This is a genomic window from uncultured Campylobacter sp. (assembly GCF_938045595.1).
Classification (GTDB): Bacteria; Campylobacterota; Campylobacteria; order Campylobacterales; family Campylobacteraceae; genus Campylobacter_B.
This window is the reverse complement of the sequence record NZ_CALIBB010000237.1, coordinates 1-1,098: the sequence shown is the minus strand read 5'-3', so window position 1 is coordinate 1,098 and position 1,098 is coordinate 1. Positions and strand designations below refer to the sequence as shown.

The 1,098-nt window shown below is 44.6% G+C and carries 2 protein-coding genes and 1 pseudogene; all 3 read right to left on the bottom strand.

What is annotated here, in order from left to right; genetic code table 11:
• Positions 1 to 56 precede the first annotated feature (56 nt).
• A complete protein-coding gene (locus Q0340_RS09010; protein ID WP_297881384.1) occupies positions 57 to 194 on the bottom strand; it encodes a hypothetical protein in 138 nt (45 codons plus the stop codon).
• Between the two features lie 8 nt (positions 195 to 202).
• Positions 203 to 628: a hypothetical protein gene (locus tag Q0340_RS09005; RefSeq protein WP_298083046.1), complete on the bottom strand. Its 426-nt coding sequence runs from the start codon at positions 626 to 628 to the stop codon at positions 203 to 205.
• A gap of 246 nt (positions 629 to 874) precedes the next feature.
• Positions 875 to 1,098: pseudogene (hisB, locus tag Q0340_RS09000) on the bottom strand (imidazoleglycerol-phosphate dehydratase); the annotation flags it as partial.

Below are 1,098 nucleotides of genomic sequence, written 5' to 3'. Positions count from 1 at the left end.
AATCGAAAGCCGCAAAGCTAAGCAGCAGCAAAATGACGATAGATGTGCGCTTCATCTTAGTTGCCGTTCGCGATATAGGAGATGATCGAGCATTTGCTCTGCAGATACAGCGCCGCTGCGGTTAGTGCGCAAACGCTGATCGCCCAGGCCGTCAATATTACGGCGATCGTTTTTTGAAAAATTTCATCGCTCATTTTGCGCCTCACATATGCTCGATTGCGTGATTAAGTAGCCAAAAAAAGCCGGCTAAGACCGCCGAAAAGATTATGAATAAAAACGCGGAGAGGATCAGGAGATTTCTAATCCTCCTGCGGCGCTCGAGCTCGCTTTTAGCAGATTTAATAAATTTTACCAAATACACGATGAGGCAAATGAACGAAATTATCGGTAGCCCGGTAAAAACCAAGATAAGTATAGAAAAAGGATCGAATAGCCACTGAGAATATATGAGTGGAGCAAAAGCGCATGCAAACACAACCACCGAAATAATTAGAAATTTTTTATCTCTTTTATGGCGCTCCGGCTCGTTTTTTGATCTGATAAATTTAATCAAACACACGATAAGCCAAACAAAGCAGATCAAAAACAGCACATTTAAAATCTCCATAAGCGATCCGAAAATATTCATTTTTTACCTTTAAATTTTAATGTACAAAGCGGCATTTTAGCGCGCCGATTAAATTTACACGCCCGTCAAGCAAGAGCGCAAGCGCAAATGCGCCTAGAGCAAACTCTTAATAAAGCGGCGATCCTCGCCCGAGCAAAGACGGAATTTCGCGGATTTTAAGCGAGCGGCGAGAGTAAAATTTCAAACGCCGATAAAATTACAAAACCGCGAATTGCTAATTTTGCTAAATTTAGCACGCATTTGCCGCTATAAAACGCCCTTGGTGCTAGGCACGCCGGTGCGCTCGTTGATACTTATCGCGCGACGAAATGCGACGGCGAACGCCTTAAACGCGGCCTCTGCGACGTGATGCAGATTTTCGCCTCGAATCTGGCTTATATGCAGCGTAAAATTTGCGTTGAAAGCCAAAGCGCGAAAAAATTCCTCCACGAGCTCGGCGTCGAATTCGCCGATCTTACCGCGCTTTAGGC